The organism is Snodgrassella sp. W8132, from assembly GCF_016100865.1.
In the GTDB taxonomy this organism is placed as follows: domain Bacteria; phylum Pseudomonadota; class Gammaproteobacteria; order Burkholderiales; family Neisseriaceae; genus Snodgrassella; species Snodgrassella alvi.
The window spans coordinates 23115-45661 of record NZ_JACFRQ010000003.1; the positions used below are offsets into that span (position 1 = coordinate 23115).

Annotated in this window: 22 protein-coding genes and 4 tRNA genes; 22 read left to right on the forward strand and 4 right to left on the reverse strand. The window is 41.4% G+C overall.

The annotated features are described in order from the left end of the window. Positions 1-28: 28 nt before the first annotated feature. Both H3U82_RS09425 and proC read right to left on the reverse strand, forming a co-directional pair. Positions 29-592 carry a YggT family protein gene (locus H3U82_RS09425; protein WP_084552596.1) on the reverse strand — a complete coding sequence of 188 codons (564 nt, stop codon included), beginning with the start codon at positions 590-592 and terminating at the stop codon, positions 29-31. Between the two features lie 784 nt (positions 593-1376). After that, the gene (gene proC, locus H3U82_RS09430) at positions 1377-2174 is read right to left on the reverse strand and encodes a pyrroline-5-carboxylate reductase (RefSeq protein WP_084552597.1); all 798 of its coding nucleotides are present in this window, start codon (positions 2172-2174) and stop codon (positions 1377-1379) included. Between the two features lie 310 nt (positions 2175-2484). On the opposite strand from proC, the gene H3U82_RS09435 reads away from it, so the two are divergent. Further along, on the forward strand, positions 2485-4239 hold the full coding sequence (locus H3U82_RS09435; RefSeq protein ID WP_198210331.1) for a VWA domain-containing protein: 1755 nt from the start codon (positions 2485-2487) through the stop codon (positions 4237-4239). A gap of 648 nt (positions 4240-4887) precedes the next feature. Then, complete coding sequence (gene pdxY / locus H3U82_RS09440) at positions 4888-5754, forward strand: pyridoxal kinase PdxY (protein ID WP_198210333.1); 867 nt, start codon at positions 4888-4890, stop codon at positions 5752-5754. Positions 5755-5830: 76 nt separating this feature from the next. Here the strand turns inward: pdxY and H3U82_RS09445 are convergent, their stop codons facing one another. Next, positions 5831-6550 (reverse strand): YggS family pyridoxal phosphate-dependent enzyme, encoded by a 720-nt coding sequence (locus tag H3U82_RS09445; RefSeq protein ID WP_198210335.1) that lies wholly within the window; start codon positions 6548-6550, stop codon positions 5831-5833. Positions 6551-6710: 160 nt separating this feature from the next. Between H3U82_RS09445 and H3U82_RS09450 the strand changes: the two genes are divergently transcribed. The 4 genes from H3U82_RS09450 (at position 6711) to ruvC (ending at position 10899) form a co-directional block, all read left to right on the forward strand. Then, positions 6711-7754 (forward strand): type IV pilus twitching motility protein PilT, encoded by a 1044-nt coding sequence (locus tag H3U82_RS09450; RefSeq protein WP_084547955.1) that lies wholly within the window; start codon positions 6711-6713, stop codon positions 7752-7754. Between the two features lie 399 nt (positions 7755-8153). Continuing rightward, positions 8154-9383 (forward strand): PilT/PilU family type 4a pilus ATPase, encoded by a 1230-nt coding sequence (locus H3U82_RS09455; protein WP_100125703.1) that lies wholly within the window; start codon positions 8154-8156, stop codon positions 9381-9383. Between the two features lie 132 nt (positions 9384-9515). Next, positions 9516-10217 carry an N-acetylmuramate alpha-1-phosphate uridylyltransferase MurU gene (murU, locus tag H3U82_RS09460; protein ID WP_198210337.1) on the forward strand — a complete coding sequence of 234 codons (702 nt, stop codon included), beginning with the start codon at positions 9516-9518 and terminating at the stop codon, positions 10215-10217. A gap of 130 nt (positions 10218-10347) precedes the next feature. Further along, on the forward strand, positions 10348-10899 hold the full coding sequence (gene ruvC / locus H3U82_RS09465; RefSeq protein WP_198210339.1) for a crossover junction endodeoxyribonuclease RuvC: 552 nt from the start codon (positions 10348-10350) through the stop codon (positions 10897-10899). Between the two features lie 97 nt (positions 10900-10996). Here ruvC and H3U82_RS09470 read toward each other — a convergent pair whose 3' ends face one another. Continuing rightward, positions 10997-11782, reverse strand: a complete 786-nt coding sequence (locus H3U82_RS09470) for a DUF2071 domain-containing protein (RefSeq protein ID WP_198210340.1) — start codon at positions 11780-11782, stop codon at positions 10997-10999. Positions 11783-12169: 387 nt separating this feature from the next. Between H3U82_RS09470 and dprA the strand changes: the two genes are divergently transcribed. The 16 genes from dprA (at position 12170) to rplL (ending at position 22482) form a co-directional block, all read left to right on the forward strand. After that, positions 12170-13348 (forward strand): DNA-processing protein DprA, encoded by a 1179-nt coding sequence (dprA, locus tag H3U82_RS09475; protein WP_198210343.1) that lies wholly within the window; start codon positions 12170-12172, stop codon positions 13346-13348. Between the two features lie 11 nt (positions 13349-13359). Next, positions 13360-13818, forward strand: coding sequence for a DUF494 family protein (locus H3U82_RS09480; protein WP_025329887.1), 459 nt, complete (start codon positions 13360-13362; stop codon positions 13816-13818). Positions 13819-13959: 141 nt separating this feature from the next. Beyond that, positions 13960-16254 (forward strand): type I DNA topoisomerase, encoded by a 2295-nt coding sequence (gene topA, locus H3U82_RS09485; RefSeq protein WP_198210345.1) that lies wholly within the window; start codon positions 13960-13962, stop codon positions 16252-16254. Positions 16255-16332: 78 nt separating this feature from the next. After that, positions 16333-16905, forward strand: a complete 573-nt coding sequence (rsmD, locus tag H3U82_RS09490; protein WP_198210347.1) for a 16S rRNA (guanine(966)-N(2))-methyltransferase RsmD — start codon at positions 16333-16335, stop codon at positions 16903-16905. Between the two features lie 91 nt (positions 16906-16996). Further along, positions 16997-17251: a YfhL family 4Fe-4S dicluster ferredoxin gene (locus H3U82_RS09495; protein WP_037392355.1), complete on the forward strand. Its 255-nt coding sequence runs from the start codon at positions 16997-16999 to the stop codon at positions 17249-17251. 113 nt (positions 17252-17364) lie between these two features. Beyond that, positions 17365-17448, forward strand: a tRNA-Tyr gene (locus tag H3U82_RS09500). A 38-nt stretch (positions 17449-17486) separates the two neighbouring features. Next, positions 17487-17560 (forward strand) — tRNA-Gly (locus H3U82_RS09505). 22 nt (positions 17561-17582) lie between these two features. After that, positions 17583-17657 (forward strand) — tRNA-Thr (locus tag H3U82_RS09510). 42 nt (positions 17658-17699) lie between these two features. Further along, positions 17700-18890: an elongation factor Tu gene (gene tuf / locus H3U82_RS09515; RefSeq protein ID WP_025329891.1), complete on the forward strand. Its 1191-nt coding sequence runs from the start codon at positions 17700-17702 to the stop codon at positions 18888-18890. Positions 18891-18898: 8 nt separating this feature from the next. Then, positions 18899-18974: transfer RNA gene (locus H3U82_RS09520), tRNA-Trp, on the forward strand. Positions 18975-19037: 63 nt separating this feature from the next. Beyond that, positions 19038-19490 carry a preprotein translocase subunit SecE gene (secE, locus tag H3U82_RS09525; RefSeq protein WP_078474521.1) on the forward strand — a complete coding sequence of 151 codons (453 nt, stop codon included), beginning with the start codon at positions 19038-19040 and terminating at the stop codon, positions 19488-19490. Positions 19491-19492: 2 nt separating this feature from the next. Next, a complete protein-coding gene (nusG, locus tag H3U82_RS09530; protein WP_025329893.1) occupies positions 19493-20026 on the forward strand; it encodes a transcription termination/antitermination protein NusG in 534 nt (177 codons plus the stop codon). Between the two features lie 126 nt (positions 20027-20152). Next, entirely contained in the window at positions 20153-20584 is a 432-nt protein-coding gene (rplK, locus tag H3U82_RS09535) for a 50S ribosomal protein L11 (protein ID WP_025329894.1), read from the forward strand. Continuing rightward, positions 20585-21277, forward strand: coding sequence for a 50S ribosomal protein L1 (gene rplA / locus H3U82_RS09540; RefSeq protein ID WP_025329895.1), 693 nt, complete (start codon positions 20585-20587; stop codon positions 21275-21277). A 278-nt stretch (positions 21278-21555) separates the two neighbouring features. After that, positions 21556-22056 (forward strand): 50S ribosomal protein L10, encoded by a 501-nt coding sequence (rplJ, locus tag H3U82_RS09545; protein ID WP_025329896.1) that lies wholly within the window; start codon positions 21556-21558, stop codon positions 22054-22056. A gap of 54 nt (positions 22057-22110) precedes the next feature. Beyond that, complete coding sequence (gene rplL, locus H3U82_RS09550; RefSeq protein WP_025329897.1) at positions 22111-22482, forward strand: 50S ribosomal protein L7/L12; 372 nt, start codon at positions 22111-22113, stop codon at positions 22480-22482. Positions 22483-22547 lie beyond the last annotated feature (65 nt).

Genomic DNA, 22547 nt, shown 5'->3' on the forward strand with positions numbered 1-22547 from the left:
TTTATTAATAATTTTGCATTCGACAACATTATCCGAATATCAGCCAGTATGAAATCTTACTGCTTGCCTGCGGCAGCCACCATTCGAGACAAAGCCAGAGCACAAGCAGAATAATTGTCGCAGAAAAATCATATTTACCAATACGCATAAAGGTAAACGGACGGGTTAACGGCGCATAGATACGTTGCAAGGTAAATAGCAGTATTGAATAAGGTTTGCTCAGACTTAAAAACATTCTTATTACCAGCCCGATGAATAATACATAGCACAGTGCTTTCAGGGAAAACAGAATGCAAAGAGCCAGACTGGCTGCAATAGTGCGAATATCCGGTAATACCCATCTAAGGCTGATAAACAGATTTAGCGTACATGCCAGGTAATAAATAATGACAGTAGCCAGAATGCAGGCAATATCCCATTGGTACAATGGCGGTATAATTTTACGCAGAGGGCGTACCAGCCAATTGGTACTGCGTACACAAAACTGAGCCAGAGGATGCAGAAAAGGTAATTTAGCCCACTGTAACAGAAGCCGGGCCCAGCATATAATACTCAGTGCACTGGCTAATAAAAATAATGTTTTACTAATCACATATTGCCTTTAATGTCCGACGGATATTGAACTCTCTTTTTATAGAAAAAGATTCGGGCGGATTATATTATGGAAAAATTTGAACAAACAAATTCTGACTTAAGATTATATTGTATACAATATAAGAGATAAATAATGATATTTGATAAATATGATTTTTTTATTTAAAGTCGGGTTTACCGCTGTAATAATACAATCCATTGATTGTGGGCAGAATTCATAGTCTAAAAATCTAATCTGAATTGCAGTGCTATGATATGAGCAGCTTTTCTTGGTTTTGAGTTTGCTTTGACTGTTAAAGTATATCTGTAGCAGCTATTAAAATTTTTCCTCTGCACACCGAGTAAATATTGGTTTACTTTAACTATATTTAATAATCAAATCATGTATTGTTATTTTATTCATTTTGTACCCTTCACAAGAGTACATTTGTTTTGCTAATTAATATATTTGATGTATTTTTATCGATGATTAATACAGTGCCAATAATTGCGTAGAGAGAAAGTATTTTAATTTTACTAATTAATCAAAACCAATAAATTAAATATGTAAAACAGATCATTGTTAAGTAAAAGCCAGAAATATAGATTTGGATTAGTCGATTAACATTGAAGTATTTTTAAATACTTAATATAAACAAGATAAAATATCAATAAATGAAGTACATTATAAGTGAATATGTTAAAAATATACTCTTTAATGTACTTCATAAAAACGCCTGAAGTTTTTTATAATTAGGTCAAAATAATCTAATTAATGTGACTCTATATCAAAATAATAACTTTTAAAAAGGTGCAAGTTGTTGCTGCATTTCTTCTGCTCGCGCAACACTGGCAGCAACACCGTCAATTACAACCTGTGTCAGCTGATGCTGGTCAAAAACTGAAGTCGCAGCAAATGTGGTGCCACCTTTAGATGTTACATTTTTTTGTAGTTGAGCAAATTCGGTGCCAGACTGTTCTGCCAGATTTACAGCACCTTTGAATGTATCAAGTGTTAAACGGTGAGCCTCTTCAGGGCTGAAACCCTGTTGTATGGCAGCCTGTTGCAGGGCATTAAGAAAATAGAAGACATAGGCCGGACCACTGCCACTAATACCAGCGATACGATTAATGCCACTTTCTTCTTCCAGCCATACTACTTCGCCTGTTGTGCGCATGATATTTTCTGCTATGGTTTTGTCTGCTTTACTTATGCCTGTCGGTGCATACATACCGGAGATTCCTTGACCAATCTGGCAGGGGGTATTGGGCATAATACGGATAATACGCTGGTGATTACCCAGAAATTGACTTAAAGTACTTATTGTTAAGCCTGCTGCTATGCTTAATACAAGCGCACCGTTAAGCCGGATACCGGTAGTAGCCTGCTGCATATCTTGCGGTTTAACTGCCAGTACCAGGATATCTGTGGCTGCCAGTTCAGTTAATTTAGCACTAGTACGTACCTGATATCGTTCGCTTAGATATTGTCGTTTATTCTGATTACGGTCAATTACTTCAATCTCATAACCGCCTTGCTGTGTCATACCGGCTACGATAGCTGTTGCCATATTGCCACCGCCAAGAAAATATACGTTCATAAGATTTTCCTCAGTTTTTATTAAAAATAATTAACTTAATCGATAATATTGTCTTAATTGAATAAATTTAAACAATATTGGTTTGTAAAGACTTTTATATTCAATATTAGCTTAATTATAGGTTCAATGTGTAAAGGATAAAGTCAATATGGATTGCATCTTCAGATTCAGCAGCTGAATATTAATTAATTAATATTTTATTCTACTGATTTTATTGATTTTAAAGCTGAAAAGAAACAAATAAAATTACTGGTGTTAATTTGACTGTTATGTTAATAATGTATTTTTATCTGATAAATAAAGAATATTTATGTTAAAAATAAAAGCAATAGGTCGTAAGGCTTCTTATAGTTTAGTCTTGGTGTTATTAACCAGCATACTGAGTGCTTGTAATACGGCTGGCACCAGTAGTAGGGATAGGGTTAGTAGTACGGATAGCACCAGCAATCAATCAGATGGTTACTATGCAAACATGTCAGCAGGATATAAAACTTCGTTTTCTGAGGAAAGCCTGTCTCTTAGGAAGAGTAAACCATCTTCGTCCAGCGTGGAGTATAATTCCAGAATAGGATTCAGGGGGGCAGACTATCAGAGTCCAGGCTTAAGGGCTGTATTTGAAACTCAGCAGCCGGATACTGCGCAATATAAAAATTATTCTGATAACCCGGTAAAACAGGTAGTTACTGAACCTGTTAGTACATTCAGTCTGGATATGGATACAGCCAGTTATGCAAATAGCCGACGGTTTATTGCACATGGCCGGATGCCGCATCCGGATGCAGTGAGAGTAGAAGAATTTATTAATTATTTTCCAAGTACTTCGAATGAGAAATTAACGTCAATAACAGGTTCTCCTTTTTCTGCCGGTTATGAGCTCGCACCCAGCCCATGGAACACAGATAAGGTTCTGTTAAGAGTTAATATTAAGGCAAATGATGTCAATTTTAATCAATTACCCCCCTCGAATCTTGTTTTTCTGGTAGATACATCCGGTTCGATGTATGGTGAAGACAGACTGGATTTGCTCAAAGAATCATTAAAATTACTGGTAAATAAACTGCGGCCCCAAGATAAAGTTTCTATTGTTGCTTATGCCGGAAGTGCCGGAGTGGCACTGGAACCCACTTCTGGTAGTAATAAAGCCAAAATTCTGGCTGCTATTGATAAATTTGAAGCCGGAGGCAGTACCGCTGGCGGAGAAGGGCTGCAACTGGCTTACAAGATGGCAGAGCGGGGCAAAGTAAACGGTGGAATCAACCGGATATTGCTGGCTACTGACGGTGATTTTAATGTTGGTATTAATAGCACAGAAGAGCTGAAAGCATTTGTCAGCAGAGAAAAAGAAAAGGGTATAACATTATCTACACTTGGTTTTGGTACTAATAATTTCAATGATGCAATGATGGTTCAGATTGCCGATGCAGGTAATGGTAATTACAGCTATATCGATAGTCTCGAAGAAGCACAAAAGGTATTACAGGAGGAGATGAGTGCTACTTTGGTTACGGTAGCTAAAGATGTCAAAGCCCAGATCGAATTTAACCCGGCTCAGGTACTCGAGTATCGCCAGATCGGTTATGAAAAACGGCAGTTAAAGCAGGAAGATTTTAATAATGATAAAGTTGATGCAGGTGATATTGGTGCGGGGAAAAAGCTGACGGTTTTATATGAACTGACGCTGGCCGGTGGTAAACCAAGTATTGATCCTTTACGTTATCAGAACAAAAAATCAGCACCAGCTATAAATGCAAACAATAATGAAATTGCTTTTCTTAAATTACGCTGGAAAGCACCACATGGTGAAAAAAGTGAATTGGTTTCCCTGCCTATAGAAAAGAAAGCTCTGGCCAGTTCTTTTGCTAGTGCCGGAGTAGAAACACGGTTTATGGCCGCTGTGGCTGCATACGGACAAAAATTGCGTAATAATCCTGAATTGTCTAAAACATCTTATCAGCAGATAGCAAGCTGGGCAAATAATGCCAAAGGTGATGATAAGCAGGGCTACCGCGCTGAATTTGTAAAATTAGTCAGAAAGGCAGCTGCTCTGGACGATAAAGACAACTAAGTCATGATTCACTAGCATATTAAATTCTATTTCTAATAGAAAATAAACAGAGTTATTGAACCGGATAGTTTAATAACTTAAAAAGCCAGTTTTTTTAAAGCTGGCTTTTTCGTTTTTTATTGCTTATGAATCAGTCTTATTTGCTCACTACAATTATCAGATTTGGTAGATACAAAAATTTATGCCCTTGAAGTAATTTAAAGGTTGTAATTTATTTCAGTAATAAAAATAATTGTTTTTAGTTTAATTCAATTCAACTCTTGTCTGGTTTATATTCTGCAATCAGAATCTGTATTATTCAGGTCATGATATGCAGTATGTATTCTGAATGTATAAAACCAATAAATATTGAGAAAAAATAAAATACAAGGTTTGGCTGTTAGATGAATATCTGAGTATTATGTAAATAAATTTTATATCGTATTGTTTTTGCAATACTTGAGATAAATCCGGACAAATTATGTTCGTAATTAGTGTGTATACAGGTATGAAAAGCAAGATTCCGGGCTGGGATGTTGATATAAGTAATGATTTATCCGAACCAATATAATCTGAGTATAATCAGTTTCGTTTAGCATGTTTAGCTGATTATCAGGTTTTTATGAAATCCGCCGGGTAAACACTCATCGGATTGTAAATGGCATTATTATGAAAAATATACTTTCAATTCAGTCTCACGTGGTATTTGGTCATGCAGGTAACAGTGCTACTGTTTTTCCTATCCGTCGGTTAGGTGTCAATGTCTGGCCATTAAATACAGTACAGTTTTCTAACCATACTCAGTACAAGCAATGGAAAGGTATGGTAATGCCGGCTGCACATTTACTGGATATTGCAGATGGTATTGCCGCAATTGATGAATTAAAAAATTGTGATGCTATACTAAGTGGTTATATGGGTTCAGCTGAACAAGGCAATGTGATTACTGATATTGTCAGAAAAGTGAAACAGGCTAATTCGCAAGCCATTTATTTTTGTGATCCGGTAATGGGACATCCAGAAAAAGGCTGTATTGTGGCAGGTGGAGTAGCTGAATTTTTGTGTGATGTGGCTTTGCCGCTGAGTGATATGATTGCGCCGAATTTGTTTGAGCTGGAAGAATTGAACAACCAACAACGTATTCATAATGTTGAGGAAGCAGTTGCAGCCTGCCGTGCTTTATGCAATAAAGGTCCGCGGGTGGTTCTGGTGAAACATTTGAGCCGTGCCGGCTATCAGACAGACCGTTTTGAAATGCTGCTGGTCACTGCTGAGGAAGCATGGCATATTCACCGGCCACTGGTGGATTTTGGTGAACGGCAGCCGGTAGGTGTGGGAGATATGACCAGTGGTATTTTTCTGGCTGACTATCTGTCCGGTAAGACCTTGCTGGAGTCATTTGAGCATACTACTGCTGCAGTATACGGCGTTATGCTGGAAACTCTGAAACGCCGGCAGTATGAGTTGCAGGTGGTCGCTGCTCAGGAAGAAATTGCTCATCCTACACATCGCTTTCAGGCTGAGAAAATAGCCTGATTGATTTATATATTTATCATAATGATGATAATTTTTGTGCTGCCAGTAAGAAATCCTTACCGGCATAATTTTATTTCTAAGAATTATTTTCTGTCTGAGTGTAGTTGCGCTGCCCGAAAATTGCACTGCCTACCCGTACATGAGTAGCTCCGCAAGCTATAGCAATACTTAAATCCGAGCTCATACCCATTGATAATACATCAACTGCAAAACCAGCCTGGTGCAAGTACTGTAACAGGTTTTGCATCTGATGGAACTGTTGCTGTAATTCAGAGTCTGTGCTGCCGGCCTTGGCTACACACATAAGTCCGCGAAGTTTAAGACGAGGTAATGCGCTGATCATATTAGCCAGTGCCAGTAATTCGCTTTTATCCGGACTAATACCATGTTTATTGCTTTCTGTTGAAATATTCACCTCAATGCAGACATTGAGGGGTGGTAAACATTCAGGACGCTGCTCATGCAGCCTCCGGGCAATTTTTTCACGATCAATAGTGTGTACCCAGTGTGCCCGTTCTGCCACAATTCGGCTTTTATTTGACTGAATATTCCCTATCATGTGCCAGACAATATCCAGCTCAGCAAGCTGACTGGTTTTTTCGCTGAATTCCTGAATATAGTTTTCACCAAAATCGCGTTGGCCAGCCTCATATAAAGTAACGATATCATTGATAGGAAAGGTTTTACTAACAGCAATTAGCTGTACCTGCTGTGGGGCCTCAGTTTGCTGGCAGACATCATTTATGTTTGCCAGTACCTGTTGCCAGTGTTGAATTAAGATGACTGTATTTTTCATAATTAATGATATTTTTCAATTTTTTCTGATTAGATCTAAGTATATTTGTAAAAATTTTGGCATAGTGACAAATATTTTCATTTTAAAGATACGACAACTTGATTAGAATAAGAACCATATTTTGTGCCTGTATTATGCAGGCAAGCATAATGGAGTAAATATGCAGATAACCGATTTATTGGCCTTCGGCGTTAAAAATAAAGCTTCCGACTTGCATCTGAGTGCTGGTCTGCCTCCCATGATACGCGTTAATGGTGATATCCGTCGTATCAATCTGCCTGAACTGAGTGCAGAAGAAGTAGGCAAAATGATTGCTTCTATCATGAACGATTATCAGCGCAAGGAATATCAGCAAAACCTGGAAACTGACTTTTCGTTCGAATTGCCCAATGTATCGCGGTTCCGTGTTAATGCCTTTAATACTGAACGCGGTCCTGCAGCCGTTATGCGTACCATTCCAAGTAAAGTTCTTACACTTGAAGAACTGAGGGCTCCGGCAATTTTTCAGAAAATTGCAGAACTGCCGCGCGGGCTGGTACTGGTAACCGGCCCTACTGGTTCCGGTAAATCTACTACACTGGCAGCAATGATCGACTACATCAATAATAATGATGCCGGTCATATTCTAACAATTGAGGACCCGATTGAGTTTGTACATCAAAGTAAAAAATCGTTGGTAAATCAGCGTGAACTGCATCAGCATACTCATAGTTTCGCCAATGCCCTGCGTTCGGCACTGCGTGAAGATCCGGATGTGATTCTGGTAGGCGAAATGCGTGACCCTGAAACGATTGGTCTGGCCTTAACTGCTGCCGAAACAGGTCACTTGGTATTCGGCACTTTACATACCACAGGTGCTGCTAAAACTGTTGACCGTATTGTGGATGTATTCCCTGCAGGTGAAAAAGAAATGGTTCGCTCCATGCTGTCAGAAAGTTTGCAGGCAGTGATTTCTCAGACTCTGCTTAAAACTAAAGATGGTAACGGCCGTGTGGCAGCACATGAAATTATGATCAGCACTCCGGCAGTACGTAATCTGATTCGGGAAAACAAAATTGCTCAGATCAACTCCACCTTACAAACTGGTCAGAAATTCGGAATGCAGACACTCGATCAGTGTTTACAGCAATTAGTGCGTGAAAATCGTATTAGTATAGATGTTGCACGTGCCAAAGCAGTAAGTCCGGATCAGATGGTAGGCTAATTATTTGTTATTTTTTATTCAGGAAAGTGTATTGATATGGGTACGTTGAAAGGTTCTGCTGAGGAGTCGTCCGCTTTATCTGATTTACTTGCAGATATGGTTAAACATTATCAACAACCTGCAGCAACCGGGGCCGATACTTCTGCTTCCGGTACAGCTGCCAATACATCCACAGTGACAACAGAACAACCGGTTTTGCAGTCTAATGCTGTTGTAAAAGAGGTTACGGTAACGACAGCAAACCAAATATCAACGCCGAACACAAAAGCCACAACAGCAACTGCCGGAAATATGACAAAATCTGCTGTTACAGCGGTATCACAAACTGAAAAAGCTGTATCTGTACCGGTTGCAGAACGTATTCCTGCAAAGACTTCTGTTACTTCTGAAATAAATACAATGACAAAACTTACAAGCGCAATGACAGATTCACATACACCAGATATCAGTGCAGCTGCCTCTGTCAGTTCTCCTGCTTCCCTTACTCTCGAACGGGAAACCATCCACCTCCATCCGGTACTGGAAAAAATGGCTGTGGAAGCTGTGCGTTTAAATGCTGCTGATATCTTTATCAGTCCCGGATTCCCGCCATCATGGAAAATTGATGGTAGGATCACACCGGCGCCTACTAAGCCTTTAACTGCTGATGAAACTGCCAAAATTGCTATGTCAACCATGACTATGGCGCAACGTCAGCGGTTTATCCAGGAACTGGATCTTAACTATTCCATTATTGCTAAAAACGGCGTGCGCTTCAGAGTAAATGCCTATCATGAACAAGGTCGGGTAGGCATGGTACTGCGCCGGATTACCACCGATATTCCAACTACTGAAAGCCTTTTTCTCCCACCGGTGCTGGATGAGCTGGTAATGAAAAAACGCGGGCTGATTATTCTTGCCGGTCCTACCGGTAGCGGTAAATCCACTACTATGGCTGCTATGCTGGATTATCGCAATGCTAATTCTGCCGGCCATATTCTGACTATTGAAGATCCGATTGAATATGTTCATAAACCTAAGAAAAGCATTATTACTCATCGCGAGGTAGGCGTAGATACGCTGAGCTGGGATAATGCTATGCAGAGTGCACTGCGTGAGGCTCCTGATGTAGTCTGTGTGGGGGAGGTGCGCAGTGATGAAAGCATGGAGTATGCATTAAAGCTGGCTCAAACCGGCCACTTATGCTTTTTTACTCTGCATGCCAGCAGTGCAAATCAGGCTATTGAACGTATTCTGAATTTTTATCCGGAAGAGCAGCATAAACAAGTATTGATGGATTTGGCACTGAATCTGGTATGTATTATTGGTCAGCGTCTGGCTTCGAAAAAAGATGGTAAAGGCCGTCGTGCTGTGGTTGACTTACTTATTAATACTGCTACTGTTCAGGACTATATCTACAAAGGCGAATTAATGCAGATAAAAGAACTGATGGCTAAAGCAGGTAATGATGGCATGCAAACTTTCGATCAGTGTCTGTTTCAGTTATATGCTGATGGTATTATTGATTTTGACGAAGCCTTGCGTCAGTCTGATTCACCCAATGACTTACGTTTACGTATTAATCTGTATGAACAGGGTGAAAAGGGTGCGGCAATCTTTGATACTGGGGCAGATTTGAATCTGATTTAAACTGATTAAATTTATTAATCAGCTATGATTTCGAATATTCAGGCAAAGCTATATGCTTTGCCTGTTATATTATCGGCTTGATCTTATCCTGTCTTTAATTTAACTGTATTTACTACGGAATAATCAATCACCATGAAAGCCATGATTCTTGCTGCCGGACGCGGTGAGCGTATGCGTCCACTGACAGATACTTGTCCGAAACCATTGCTGAATGTCGGTGGTCTACCTTTAATTGCTCATCATTTACGGCGGTTAAAGGCAGCCGGAATTAATGATATTGTTATTAATCATGCCTGGCTTGGACAACAAATTGAAGATACTTTAGGCTCAGGGCATGCTTATGGGGTGGATATCCGTTATTCAGCAGAAGCCGAGGGTGGATTGGAAACGGCCGGAGGGATTGCTACGGCCTTACCTTTATTGGGTCATGCCCCTTTTCTAGTTATAAACGGAGATGTCTTAACCGATATTGATTTTACACAGGCTTTCAAGATTAGTGAAAAGTTACAGCAAACAGGTAAGCTGGCACATCTATGGCTGGTTAATAATCCGGGACATCATCCAGAGGGGGATTTTAGCCTGAGGGACCAAGGAGATATTATTGATCGGCAGCCAGAAAACCTGACATTTACTTTCAGTGGTGTAGGTGTTTATCATCCTGCTCTTTTTAATGAGATACCAAGATATACCCGGGCTAAACTGGCACCTTTGTTGCGTACAGCTATACAAACCGGGCTGGTGAGCGGAGAGTATTATGACGGCTATTGGCTGGATGTAGGTACAGTAGAGCGATTGAAACAAGCAAATCAATGGCTTGTTGAAAAAATATCATGAATCACTAACAGGTATGATTAATATACGGTAACATATTTTACTCAACTGGCAGAGCGAATATCCATTTTATGAGATATTGTCACAACCTGTCAGCATAAATTCTTGTTTTTCAGTGATTAAGTAGTAAAACATGCAAAAACAGCCGACAGAGCAAACTCATATTCGAATTCTGGGCGTTGATCCTGGCAGCCGAGTTACCGGCTTTGGAGTGATTGATGTCATCGGTAGCCAGCATATTTATGTTGCTTCCGGTTGTATTAAAACGACTTCAGGTGCCCCATTAGCTGAGCGTATCCGTATAATCGTTCAAAATTTACGTGAGGTGATTATAACCTATCAGCCAACGCAAACTGCTGTAGAACAGGTTTTTGTCAATGTTAATCCTGCTGCAACACTGGTACTGGGACAGGCTCGCGGAGCCGTATTGGCAGCATTAACCCTGGGAGAGCTGCCTGTATTTGAATATACTGCATTACAGGTCAAACAGGCTGTAGTAGGTAAGGGGAAAGCTGCTAAAGAGCAGGTGCAGCATATGGTGGTGCAAATGCTGTCACTGTCGGGTACGCCTCAGGCTGATGCTGCGGATGCTTTAGCAGTAGCATTAACTCATGCTTTACGAAATTATAGTCTGGCTTCAAGAATTCAACAGGGACTAACCCTTAAATCTGGTCGTTTTCGTTGAATTCTGTCCGCCAGACGTTATTCTGCTATACGTCAAAGTACCTATTTCTATGTGCAAAACAATACTATTAGTAACTTATAATTTTTGTTGATAAAACCTATAACGCTGTTGGTGGTAAATAAATAGTAAATTCGTTGATAGGCTGAAGTAAAACGCTGTAGGGATGCTGTTGTTCATCCTGATTAACTAAATTCATCCTACTTAACAGGCCAAATTGTGCTGACTCAAGTTTTGCCGGTTTTACATCTAGTCGATCATGCCAAACACGGTAAGTTCCCAATTTGCCATTACGCCGATAGTAGAAGCCGGCCAGTGGATGAGTCAGATATACCAGTGCAGTTTCATTATCAGGAAACCCCTGAAAATGAAATTGTTGGTCTGGCTGCTGGCTTAATTGTACCTGTGCAGGTGCCCAGTCAGACTCTGTATGCATTTCATAGTGCTGGTAACATTTGGAAAGTGGGTCAAAGTGACAATTGAAACTTATTTTGCCCCGATGCCAGGGTAATTTCCATACATTACGGGGTACCATAATCGTCCAGGAGTCTAGAGTTGTGCCCAAAAACCAGATACAGCGTTCACCAGTAGTGGTATCTATAATATAAATTCTATAGTTGGTTTGCCCCATGGTAAAAACAGGGAACGGATAAACGGCTGAAGTGAAATCAACATCCATAAAAGGTACTACTGATAACAAGCCTTTTTGCTCACCATTAATTATGACACTATCCAGCTGAAAACGTGATGGAAATAATCCTGCAAATCTCTCTGCATCAATCGCGTAAGTAATAATAGCAAAATGTTTTAATTTACAGTCTACATCTATGCCTGATGGAGCCGGACGCGGATGCAGAAAATCTTTAAATTTAAGAGGCGTTAGCATATCAATACCTTTAATTCTTATCTGGAAATCTAATCAGTATCAGGAGTCATAAATTTTCCTAAATTTAGTATATATATTAAATTTACAAAAGTAAACATTAATTAATATAAATTATTAAATTTATTTTAAATATTTACATTATAAAAAATAATAATTTCATATCATAAATTAATTTTTTTATATATAAAGAATATTAGATAAAATTATATTTTTAAAAGCTAATTAATTAGCTTATGGTAAACGGGGAATTATCTATTTAATATGTTTGTCATAATTGTAAAATTATTTGATTTGAATATTATGTGAATAAATAATAATAAAAAACAAAATTTGTTTATTTTTAATAATTTTGTCATAATCAAATGTAATAAATATTAAAAATATAATATGGATACACAAGAACGCCTAGCCTGGATTGAATTGGCATTGACTCCGTTTGTGGGGGCTGAAACTTTTCTTCGCATAATTAAATATTTTGGTTCCGCGCAAAATGCTCTTAGTGCATCGGCTGCTGAAATATCGTCTTTTTGTCAACGGCAAATCAGTAAGTATTGGCATAGTGATGTAGCAAAGCAGGCAACTGAAGCAGCTATAGAATGGGAGCAAGCGCATACTGATGCACGTTTATTACTACTAGCAGATAATGATTTTCCGGCAATGCTGACCAAGGGTTTAACACCGCCTCCATTATTGTTTGTTCGCGGTGATAGCCAGTGTTTGCATCAACCTGCTTTATCAATTGTTGGCAGTCGGCATGCTACACCACAAGCCATGCGCATTACACATGATTTTGCAGCCGCACTGGCACGGAAAGGTGTAACAATTATTTCAGGCATGGCTAGTGGGGCAGATACAGCAGCACATCAGGGTGCTTTGCAGGCAATGGGTACAACAGTGGCAGTTTGGGGTACAGGTATTGACAGAGTATATCCGGCACGTAACAAAAATTTAGCCACACAAATTGCTGCTCATGGCTGTATTATTTCTGAATTTCCCTTGGGTACTCGTCCTTCGCCCGGAAATTTTCCGCGACGTAACCGCTTGATTGCTGCACTTAGTCAGGGTACGCTGGTAGTTGAAGCCGCAACTGAATCGGGCTCATTGATTACTGCAAGATTGGCTGGCGAAATGGGGCGGGAAGTTATGGCGATACCGGGTTCTATTGATAACCCTTTAAGTAAAGGCTGCCACGCATTAATCAAACAGGGTGCCAAATTAGTAGAAAATCTGGAAGATATTTTGCAGGAATGTCCACGCCTCTTGCAAAAAAAAGATTTGCAATCATATAGCAATCGTCCTCATCTGCAAACTGATGATATAAGTAAATCATCTACAAATACTGATAGTTCAGAAGATTCATTATCAGTTCATTCACCAGATTGTATACTTAACCCGATGGAGCAGCAGGTGCTGGACGGACTGGGTTACGGCATAATGCATCCGGATATGTTAGTTACAGCACTTGGCATGGCTGCTACAGATGTGTATGCTCATCTCGTGACATTGGAGCTTGGTGGCTGGATTACCACTCTGCCAGGCGGCTGTTATCAACGCATTAAATCTTGAGAGGAAAGCAAATGATTGATGTAATAGCGTTTTTGATTGAGCACTTTCAAGACGTTGATGCATTTCCACCGCGTAAAGACTTAGGTGTATTGTTGGAAGAAGTCGGTTTTAATGATGAAGAAATCGGCGACGCTTTATCCTGTCTGGACGATTTGCGTTTTGAACCATTAATTCCGGCAGAAAAGTTACGCAATAGCACTGGATCACGCATTTATAATAATGAAGAGCTCGATGCGCTTCCGCTTGAAGTGCGTGGACTGGTACATTTTCTGGAGCAGAATGGTGCTCTTAATCCTGAGCAGCGTGAATTTGTACTCAATGCCCTGATGAACTTACCTTACGAAGATATTACGGTGGATCATGCTAAAGTATTAGCTTTACTGGTGTTATGGGCACACCGCTCAGAATTACCGGTGCTGATAGGTGATGAATTAATGGCTGCACTCAATGGTGAAGCCGTCATGCAGTAAGTTACTGAAGCGATACAGTTGCATGAAAGCTTTCAGTCAGCGTGTCTGAAAGCTTTTTGCATTGTTCAAATGTATTTATTAGAATAATCCAGACTAACAACATATCACAAATATTTAAATTACGAATGTGAGCCTGAACTAATGGCAAAAAACCTGTTGATTGTTGAATCTCCATCTAAAGCGAAAACGCTGAAGAAATATTTAGGTAGCGATTTTGAAATTCTCGCTTCCTACGGTCACGTGCGTGATCTGGTTCCCAAAAGCGGTGCAGTGGATCCAGAAAATGACTTTGCTATGAAATACCAGTTAGTAAGTCGTAATGCCAAACATCTCGATGCAATTGTGGCTGCAGCTAAAGAGGCTGATGCATTGTATCTGGCTACCGACCCGGATAGGGAAGGTGAAGCCATCTCATGGCATTTGCAGGAAATACTGAAATCCAAACGCGGTCTGAAAAACTTGCAGCCAAAGCGGGTAGTGTTTCATGAAGTGACCAAAAAAGCTGTACTGGATGCAGTAGCCCATCCGCGTGAACTGTCACAAACGCTGGTAGATGCGCAGCAGACGAGACGGGCACTGGATTATCTGGTAGGTTTTAATCTGTCACCTTTATTGTGGAAAAAAATTCGTCGTGGTTTATCTGCTGGCAGAGTACAAAGCCCGGCATTACGCATGATTTGTGAGCGAGAAGAGGAAATTCGCGAGTTTACTGCACAGGAATACTGGACTATACACCTTGACAGCCATAAAGCACGTACTAAATTTACCGCTAAACTAACCCATTGGCAGGGGCAGAAGCTGGAACAATTTGACATTCCTGATGAAGAACGTCAGCAAGGTATCGTTTCAGCTTTGGCCGGTCAGCCAGCACATGTATCTAACGTAGAAAAGAAAAAGCGCAGCCGTAATCCTGCAGCTCCATTTACCACCTCGACTATGCAGCAGGAAGCAGTACGTAAGCTGAGTATGACAACTGATCGTACCATGCGTACCGCACAGCAGTTATATGAAGGTGTGGATGTCGGACAAGGAGCTGTGGGTCTGATTACGTATATGCGTACCGATTCGGTTAGTCTCTCAGATGAAGCTGTAACAGAAATACGTCATTATATTGACAACAAAATCGGTAATGAATTTTTACCTTCATCGCCCAAAATATACAAAACCAAATCTAAAAATGCACAGGAAGCGCATGAGGCTATTCGTCCTACCTCAGTGTATCGTACGCCGGAAGCAGTAAAACCATTTCTGACTGCCGACCAGTTTCGCCTGTATCAGATGATATGGCAGCGGGCAGTGGCCTGTCAGATGGCACCTGCACGCTTTGATACTACCAGTGTTGATATTGTTGTGGGTAAAGGTATCTTCAGAGTAACCGGTCAGGTACAAACTTTTGCCGGTTTCCTCAGTGTCTATGAAGAGGGTGTGGACGACAGCGAAGAAGATGAGAATGCCAAAAAATTGCCGGAACTTCATGAGGGTGACATTTTGCCGGTTGACAGGATTTTTGGCGAGCAGCATTTTACCCAGCCGCCACCGCGTTATTCTGAAGCCAGTCTGGTTAAAGCACTGGAAGAGTATGGTATTGGTCGCCCATCAACCTATGCCAGTATTATTTCCACACTAAAAGAGCGGGAATACGTTACTCTGGAACAGAAACGTTTTATGCCCACTGATACCGGTGAAGTGGTTAATAAATTTCTGACCGAACATTTCGGTCAGTATGTGGATTATAACTTTACTGCCAGACTGGAAAATCAGCTGGATGATATTGCCGGCGGTAAGCGGGAATGGAAACCCGTAATGCAGCAGTTCTGGAAAGGCTTTGATAAAGAAATCAAAGCTAAGGAAGATATACCCCGCGCAGAATTAACTGCCGAAAATCTGGATGAAATCTGTCCTAAATGCGGTACCCACCAATTACAAATTAAATTTGGTAAGCGCGGGCGTTTTATTGCATGCAGCGGTTATCCAGAATGTGACTACACCCGCAATGTTAATGAAACAGCCGAGGAAGCAGCAAAGGCAGCGGAAGAACCGACAGTTGTAGAAGGGCGGGTTTGTCCGAAGTGTGAAGGACAACTGGTATATAAACGCGGACGTTACGGCAAATTTATCGGTTGTTCCAATTATCCTAAATGTAAATATATTGAACCGCTTGAAAAGCCAAAAGACACTGGTATTGAGTGCCCTAAATGTCATAAAGGCAGTCTGATTGAGCGTAAAAGCCGTTATGGTAAATTATTTTACAGTTGTAATACCTATCCGGACTGTGATTATGCTGTCTGGAATCCGCCGGTTAAAGAAAGCTGTCCGCAGTGTGGCTGGCCAATAATGACCATCAAAACAACTAAGCGGCGCGGAACTGAAAAAGTGTGTCCGCAAAAAGAGTGCGGTTATACCGAGCAGATTGAACCACCTGCACCAAAAGAATAAATCAGGCTGCTTTAAAAAATTAGATGTATCAAGACTTTCAGAATGCCTGAAAGTCTTTTTTTATCGGAGTGAGTATACGTGGCAAAAGTACAGTATCAGCATCGCAATCAGGTACGCATTATTGGCGGTACTCATCGCGGACGTAAATTAACATTTCCGGCAGCCGAAGGATTGCGTCCGACTGCAGATAGCGTGCGTGAACGATTGTTTAACTGGCTGGGACAGGATTTAACCGGAATGGCAGTTCTGGATCTTTTTGCCGGTAGCGGGGTAATGGGGCTGGAGGCTGCATCACGAAATGCTGCCAAAGTTACTATGATAGAAAAAAATCGGCAGGTTGCTGCGGCAATAAAAAGTAATGTGCAACAATTGAATTTTGGGCAGATAGAGCTTATCTGTACAGAAGCACACAGTTTTCTCATAAATAATCACCAGCAATTTAACATAGTATTTCTCGATCCGCCGTATGTCTGGCAGCAATGGCATGAACTGCTGGATGCTCTTTCATTACATTTGCTTCCGAATGCGCGCGTATATATGGAAAGTAACACATTACCTGTACTTCCAGCTGGCTGGGAGGTGCTTAAACAAGGAAAGTCAGGTATAAGTCGTTTTGAATTATTGACTTATCATAAAATTGATGCTGAATAGAGAGAAAGGCGGGATTGCAGGAGAGAAAACAAAATAGTGCTATAATCCGCGCCCAACGGTTTAGAGTTAAATTTAACGATAAAGGAAAAACATGTCACTCTTGATAACAGATGAGTGCATTAACTGCGATGTATGTGAGCCTGAGTGCCCGAACAACGCTATTTATCAGGGTGATGAGATTTATGAAATCACCCCGGAGCGCTGTACACAGTGTGTAGGCCATTATGATGAGCCGCAATGCCAGCAGGTTTGCCCGGTAGACTGTATCATTATTGATGAAGAACATCCGGAAAGCGAAGAAGAGCTGGAAGCAAAATATCAGCAGCTAATGGCGGAAAAAGAGTAAATTTTTCCAAGCATGAAATGTATTTGAAACAGTTAATTACTATTTAAAGCAAAAAAAAATGCTGAATAGACTTGACGAAGTGGCAAATGAACATTATCATGCCGTTCTCTTTTGGAGGGATTCCCGAGCGGCCAAAGGGGGCAGACTGTAAATCTGTTGCGAAAGCTTCGAAGGTTCGAATCCTTCTCCCTCCACCAAAATTCCAGTCTTACTTGTAGTTTTTTTAAGTGAGTATGCGGGTGTAGCTCAATGGTAGAGCAGAAGCCTTCCAAGCTTACGGTGAGGGTTCGATTCCCTTCACCCGCTCCAGATAAGTAAATACCTACCGTACGCCCATGTAGCTCAGGGGTAGAGCACTCCCTTGGTAAGGGAGAGGCCGACAGTTCAATTCTGTCCATGGGCACCATTAGAATTGATAAACCTAATCATCTTTAGATAGGAAGTAGCCATGGCTAAAGAAAAATTCGAGCGGAGCAAACCGCACGTAAACGTTGGCACCATTGGTCACGTTGACCATGGTAAAACCACTTTGACAGCTGCAATGTGTACCATTCTGTCCCAGAAATTCGGTGGTGCAGCCAAAGCTTATGATCAGATTGACAATGCCCCGGAAGAAAAAGCCCGTGGTATTACCATTAATACATCACACGTAGAATACGAAACCGCAGAACGTCACTATGCACACGTTGACTGCCCGGGACACGCTGACTACGTGAAAAACATGATTACCGGTGCTGCCCAGATGGACGGCGCGATTCTGGTGGTTTCTGCAGCTGACGGTCCGATGCCACAAACCCGTGAGCACATCCTGTTAGCCCGTCAGGTAGGTGTACCTTACATTATCGTTTACATGAACAAATGTGACATGGTAGACGACGAAGAGTTGCTGGAACTGGTAGAAATGGAAATTCGTGACCTGTTGTCAAGCTACGAATTCCCGGGTGATGATGTTCCTTTGATTAAAGGTTCAGCTCTGAAAGCACTGGAAGGTGACCAGTCAGACATCGGTGAAGCTTCAATTATGGCTTTGGCAGATGCACTGGACAGCTACATTCCTACACCGGAACGTGCAGTAGACAAACCATTCCTGTTGCCGATTGAAGACGTATTCTCAATTTCAGGTCGTGGTACCGTGGTTACCGGTCGTGTAGAACGCGGTGTAATCAATGTAGGTGACGAAATTGAAATCGTTGGCTTGAAAGACACCCAGAAAACCACATGTACTGGCGTTGAAATGTTCCGCAAATTGCTGGATCAGGGTCAGGCAGGTGATAACGTAGGTGTATTGCTGCGTGGTACCAAACGTGAAGAAGTAGAACGTGGTCAGGTACTGGCAAAACCGGGCAGCATCACTCCGCACACCAAATTCAAAGCAGAAGTATACGTACTGAGCAAAGAAGAAGGTGGTCGTCATACACCGTTCTTTGCGAACTACCGTCCGCAGTTCTATTTCCGTACAACAGACGTAACTGGCGCAGTAAGCCTGGCAGAAGGTGTGGAAATGGTAATGCCGGGAGAGAATGTAACGATAGACGTAGAACTGATTCATCCGATTGCGATGGAAGAAGGCTTACGCTTTGCGATTCGTGAAGGTGGCCGAACAGTTGGTGCCGGTGTGGTTGCTAAAGTTATCGCTTAAAGTTTTGTAGGCCAGTAGCTCAATTGGTAGAGTATCGGTCTCCAAAACCGAGGGTTGGGGGTTCGAGACCCTCCTGGCCTGCCAAAAAATCAGACTAATCGGCCAATGGTCGGTTAGTCTTTTTTGTATTAATTAAAAGGTGGTTATATGGACAACAAAACATCAAAAGATGTAGGAGCCAAAACCAAAGCACAATTAAAAGCTGAAGCTAAGCAACAGCAGGAGTTGGAAGTCAAACGTAATAAATGGTTTGATTTATTGAAATATCTTCTCTCTGCTATATTGGTTGCCGCTGGTATTGAGGCATTCTATGCTCTTGATGCGCAATTGCCACTTTATATCCGTTATTTATTTCCATTGGTAGGTGTAGTAGCAGCCATTGTAATTGTATTTTTTTGGAGTACGGGTGGACGCAAACTTACTGCCTATGTGCGCGACTGTGTATCGGAAGCCAGAAAAGTAGTTTGGCCAGAGCGTAATGAGGCATTGCGCATGACCCTGTTTGTACTGATATTTGTTGCTGTCTTGTCGTTATTTATTTGGGGTGTTGACAGCCTGATTTCATGGTTGTTATTTGACATCTTTATGAGGAGAAGCTGATCATGGCAAAACAGTGGTATGTTGTACACGCTTATTCTGGTTTTGAAAAAAATGTACAAAAAACCTTAAAAGAGCGCATTGAGCGTGAAGGAATGGGTGAATATTTTGGTCAGATACTGGTGCCGGTAGAAGAAGTTGTGGATATAAAAAACGGGCGTCGCAGTATTACTGAACGTAAATTTTTTCCTGGTTATGTTCTGGTAGAAATGGATATGACCGATGCTTCATGGCATTTGGTTAAAAATACACCACGTGTGACGGGCTTTATTGGTGGAACAGCCAATAAACCATTACCTATTTCAGCTCGTGAAGTGGATGCTATCTTGCATCAGGTGCAAAGTGGAGTAGAAAAACCGAAACCAAAAGTCCTCTTTGATGTTGGTCAGCAAGTGCGGGTAAATGAAGGTCCGTTTAAAGACTTTAATGGCGTTGTAGAAGAAGTCAATTACGAACGCAATAAACTGCGTGTTGCTGTGCAGATATTTGGACGTGAAACACCGGTTGAGCTGGAATTTTCTCAGGTAGAGAAAATTTAACTGCAATAATACAACATAAACTAACCTGTGCTTGTAAGGAAAAGGTTTTTTCTTTATAATCACGGGTCTTGCTTTTGGGGAGCAGCATTTGCTGCGTCATACCCGTTTATTTGGAGTTTAAATCAAGTGGCAAAAAAAATTGTAGGCTATATCAAACTGCAGATTCCTGCAGGTAAAGCCAATCCGTCTCCTCCGGTAGGTCCGGCGCTGGGTCAGCGTGGTCTGAATATTATGGAATTCTGTAAAGCCTTTAATGCGGCTACGCAGAATGTTGAGCCGGGTCTGCCGGTTCCGGTAGTGATTACTGCATTTGCAGATAAATCATTTACCTTTGTAATGAAAACGCCACCGGCTTCTATTTTGCTGAAAAAAGCAGCTGGTCTGCAAAAAGGTAGTTCAAATCCATTAACCCAGAAAGTGGGTAAAGTGACTCGTGCACAATTGGAAGAAATCGCCAAGACTAAAGAGCCTGATTTAACTGCTGCTGATCTGGATGCGGCGGTACGCACCATTGCCGGTAGTGCCCGTTCAATGGGTTTAGATGTGGAGGGTGTGTAAATGGCTAAGCTTTCAAAACGCATGCAGGCTATTCGTGCTGCTGTGGAAACCAATAAATTATATGCTATTGATGAAGCACTGAGTCTGGTTAAAGCTAATGCTACGGCCAAATTTGATGAATCTATCGATGTATCTTTCAATCTAGGCATTGATCCACGTAAATCTGATCAGATTGTTCGTGGTAGTGTAGTACTGCCTAAAGGTATCGGTAAAACTGTACGTGTAGCTGTATTTACTCAGGGTGCTAATGCCGAAGCTGCAAAAGCGGCTGGTGCTGATGTGGTTGGTTTCGATGATCTGGCTGCTGAAGTAAAAGCAGGTAATCTGGACTTTGATCGGGTAATTGCATCTCCTGATGCTATGCGTGTGGTAGGTCAGCTGGGTACTATTTTGGGTCCGCGTGGTTTGATGCCAAATCCGAAAGACAGTACTGTTACACCGAATGTTGCTGAAGCTGTTAAAAATGCGAAAACTGGCATACGGTATCGTACAAATAAAGATGGTATTGTACAAGCAACTATTGGTCGTGCTTCTTTTGATGTCGCTGATCTGCGTGAAAACTTTAACGCATTACTAGACGCCATTGTTAAAGCTAAACCTGCTGCAGCAAAAGGTCAGTATTTGCGCAAAATCGCCGTATCCAGCACGATGGGTACAGGTCTGCGTGTTGACAGTACCTCTGTAAATAATTAAGAAGTATCGTTGAATTTTGGCAGTTTGGTCTCATATCAGACTGCCTTAAAAATTCATATAAATGTCTTACATTTATATGTTGGGCTACTTAGAAATAAGTAGATGTCCAAGACCGTAGGGAATTTGTGGTAGTAAAACAAATTTTAAAAATTAACCCTACGCAGACGGTAGTCCCGGATAATCTTGTGTAAGCTTTGCTTACGGATGTCTTTTTGGGTTGCCGCGCTGGGTGGAGTGGTATTCATATCGCTCTGATTAAAAACAGTGGGAGGTAGACCTTGAGTCTCAATATTGAAACCAAGCAAGCAGCCGTAGCCGAAATCGTAGCAGCCATTGCTAACGCTCAAACTATGGTTATTGCCGAGTATCGTGGTATCAGTGTTGCCAGTATGACCGAACTGCGTGCCAATGCTCGTAAAGCAGGTGTATACCTGCATGTGTTGAAAAACACATTAGCCCGTCGCGCTGTTGAAGGTACATCATTTGCCGCTCTGGCTGATCAGATGGTTGGTCCGTTGGTTTATGCGGTATCTGAAGACCCGGTTGCTGCTGCAAAAGTACTGCACCAGTTCTCGAAAAAAGATGAAAAAATTGTACTGAAAGCAGGTTCATATAATGGTGATCTGCTGGATGTTGCTCAGGTAGCAGAACTTGCTTCTATTCCGAGCCGCGACGAATTGCTCGCGAAATTGCTGGGTATTATGCAAGCTCCTGTTTCAGGTTTTGCCCGTGCACTTGCTGCTTTGGCTGAGAAAAAAGCCGGCGAAGAAGCTGCCTAAATTTCATCTGATTTATATTTAAATTTTTATTCTCAATTATTGGAGTTTAATAGCATGGCTATTACTAAAGAAGACATTCTGGAAGCAGTTGGTAACCTGACCGTTATGGAATTAAACGATCTGGTTAAAGCTTTTGAAGAAAAATTTGGTGTATCTGCAGCTGCTCTGGCTGTTAATAATGGTTCTAATAACGGTGCTACAGCTGCCGAAGAAAAATCTGAATTCGATGTAGTATTGACTTCTGCTGGTGCTCAGAAAGTTGGCGTGATTAAAGTTGTTCGTGCTATCACTGGTCTGGGTCTGAAAGAAGCTAAAGATCTGGTTGACGGTGCACCTAAAACTCTTAAAGAAGGTGTTTCTCAGGCTGAAGCTGACGACATTAAAAAACAACTGGAAGAAGCCGGCGCTTCTGTCGAAATCAAGTAATTTCAGTTGCGTTTTACAGGCTGGTAGCTTAGGCTACCAGCCTGCTTTCGCTTGTCTACCTCAAG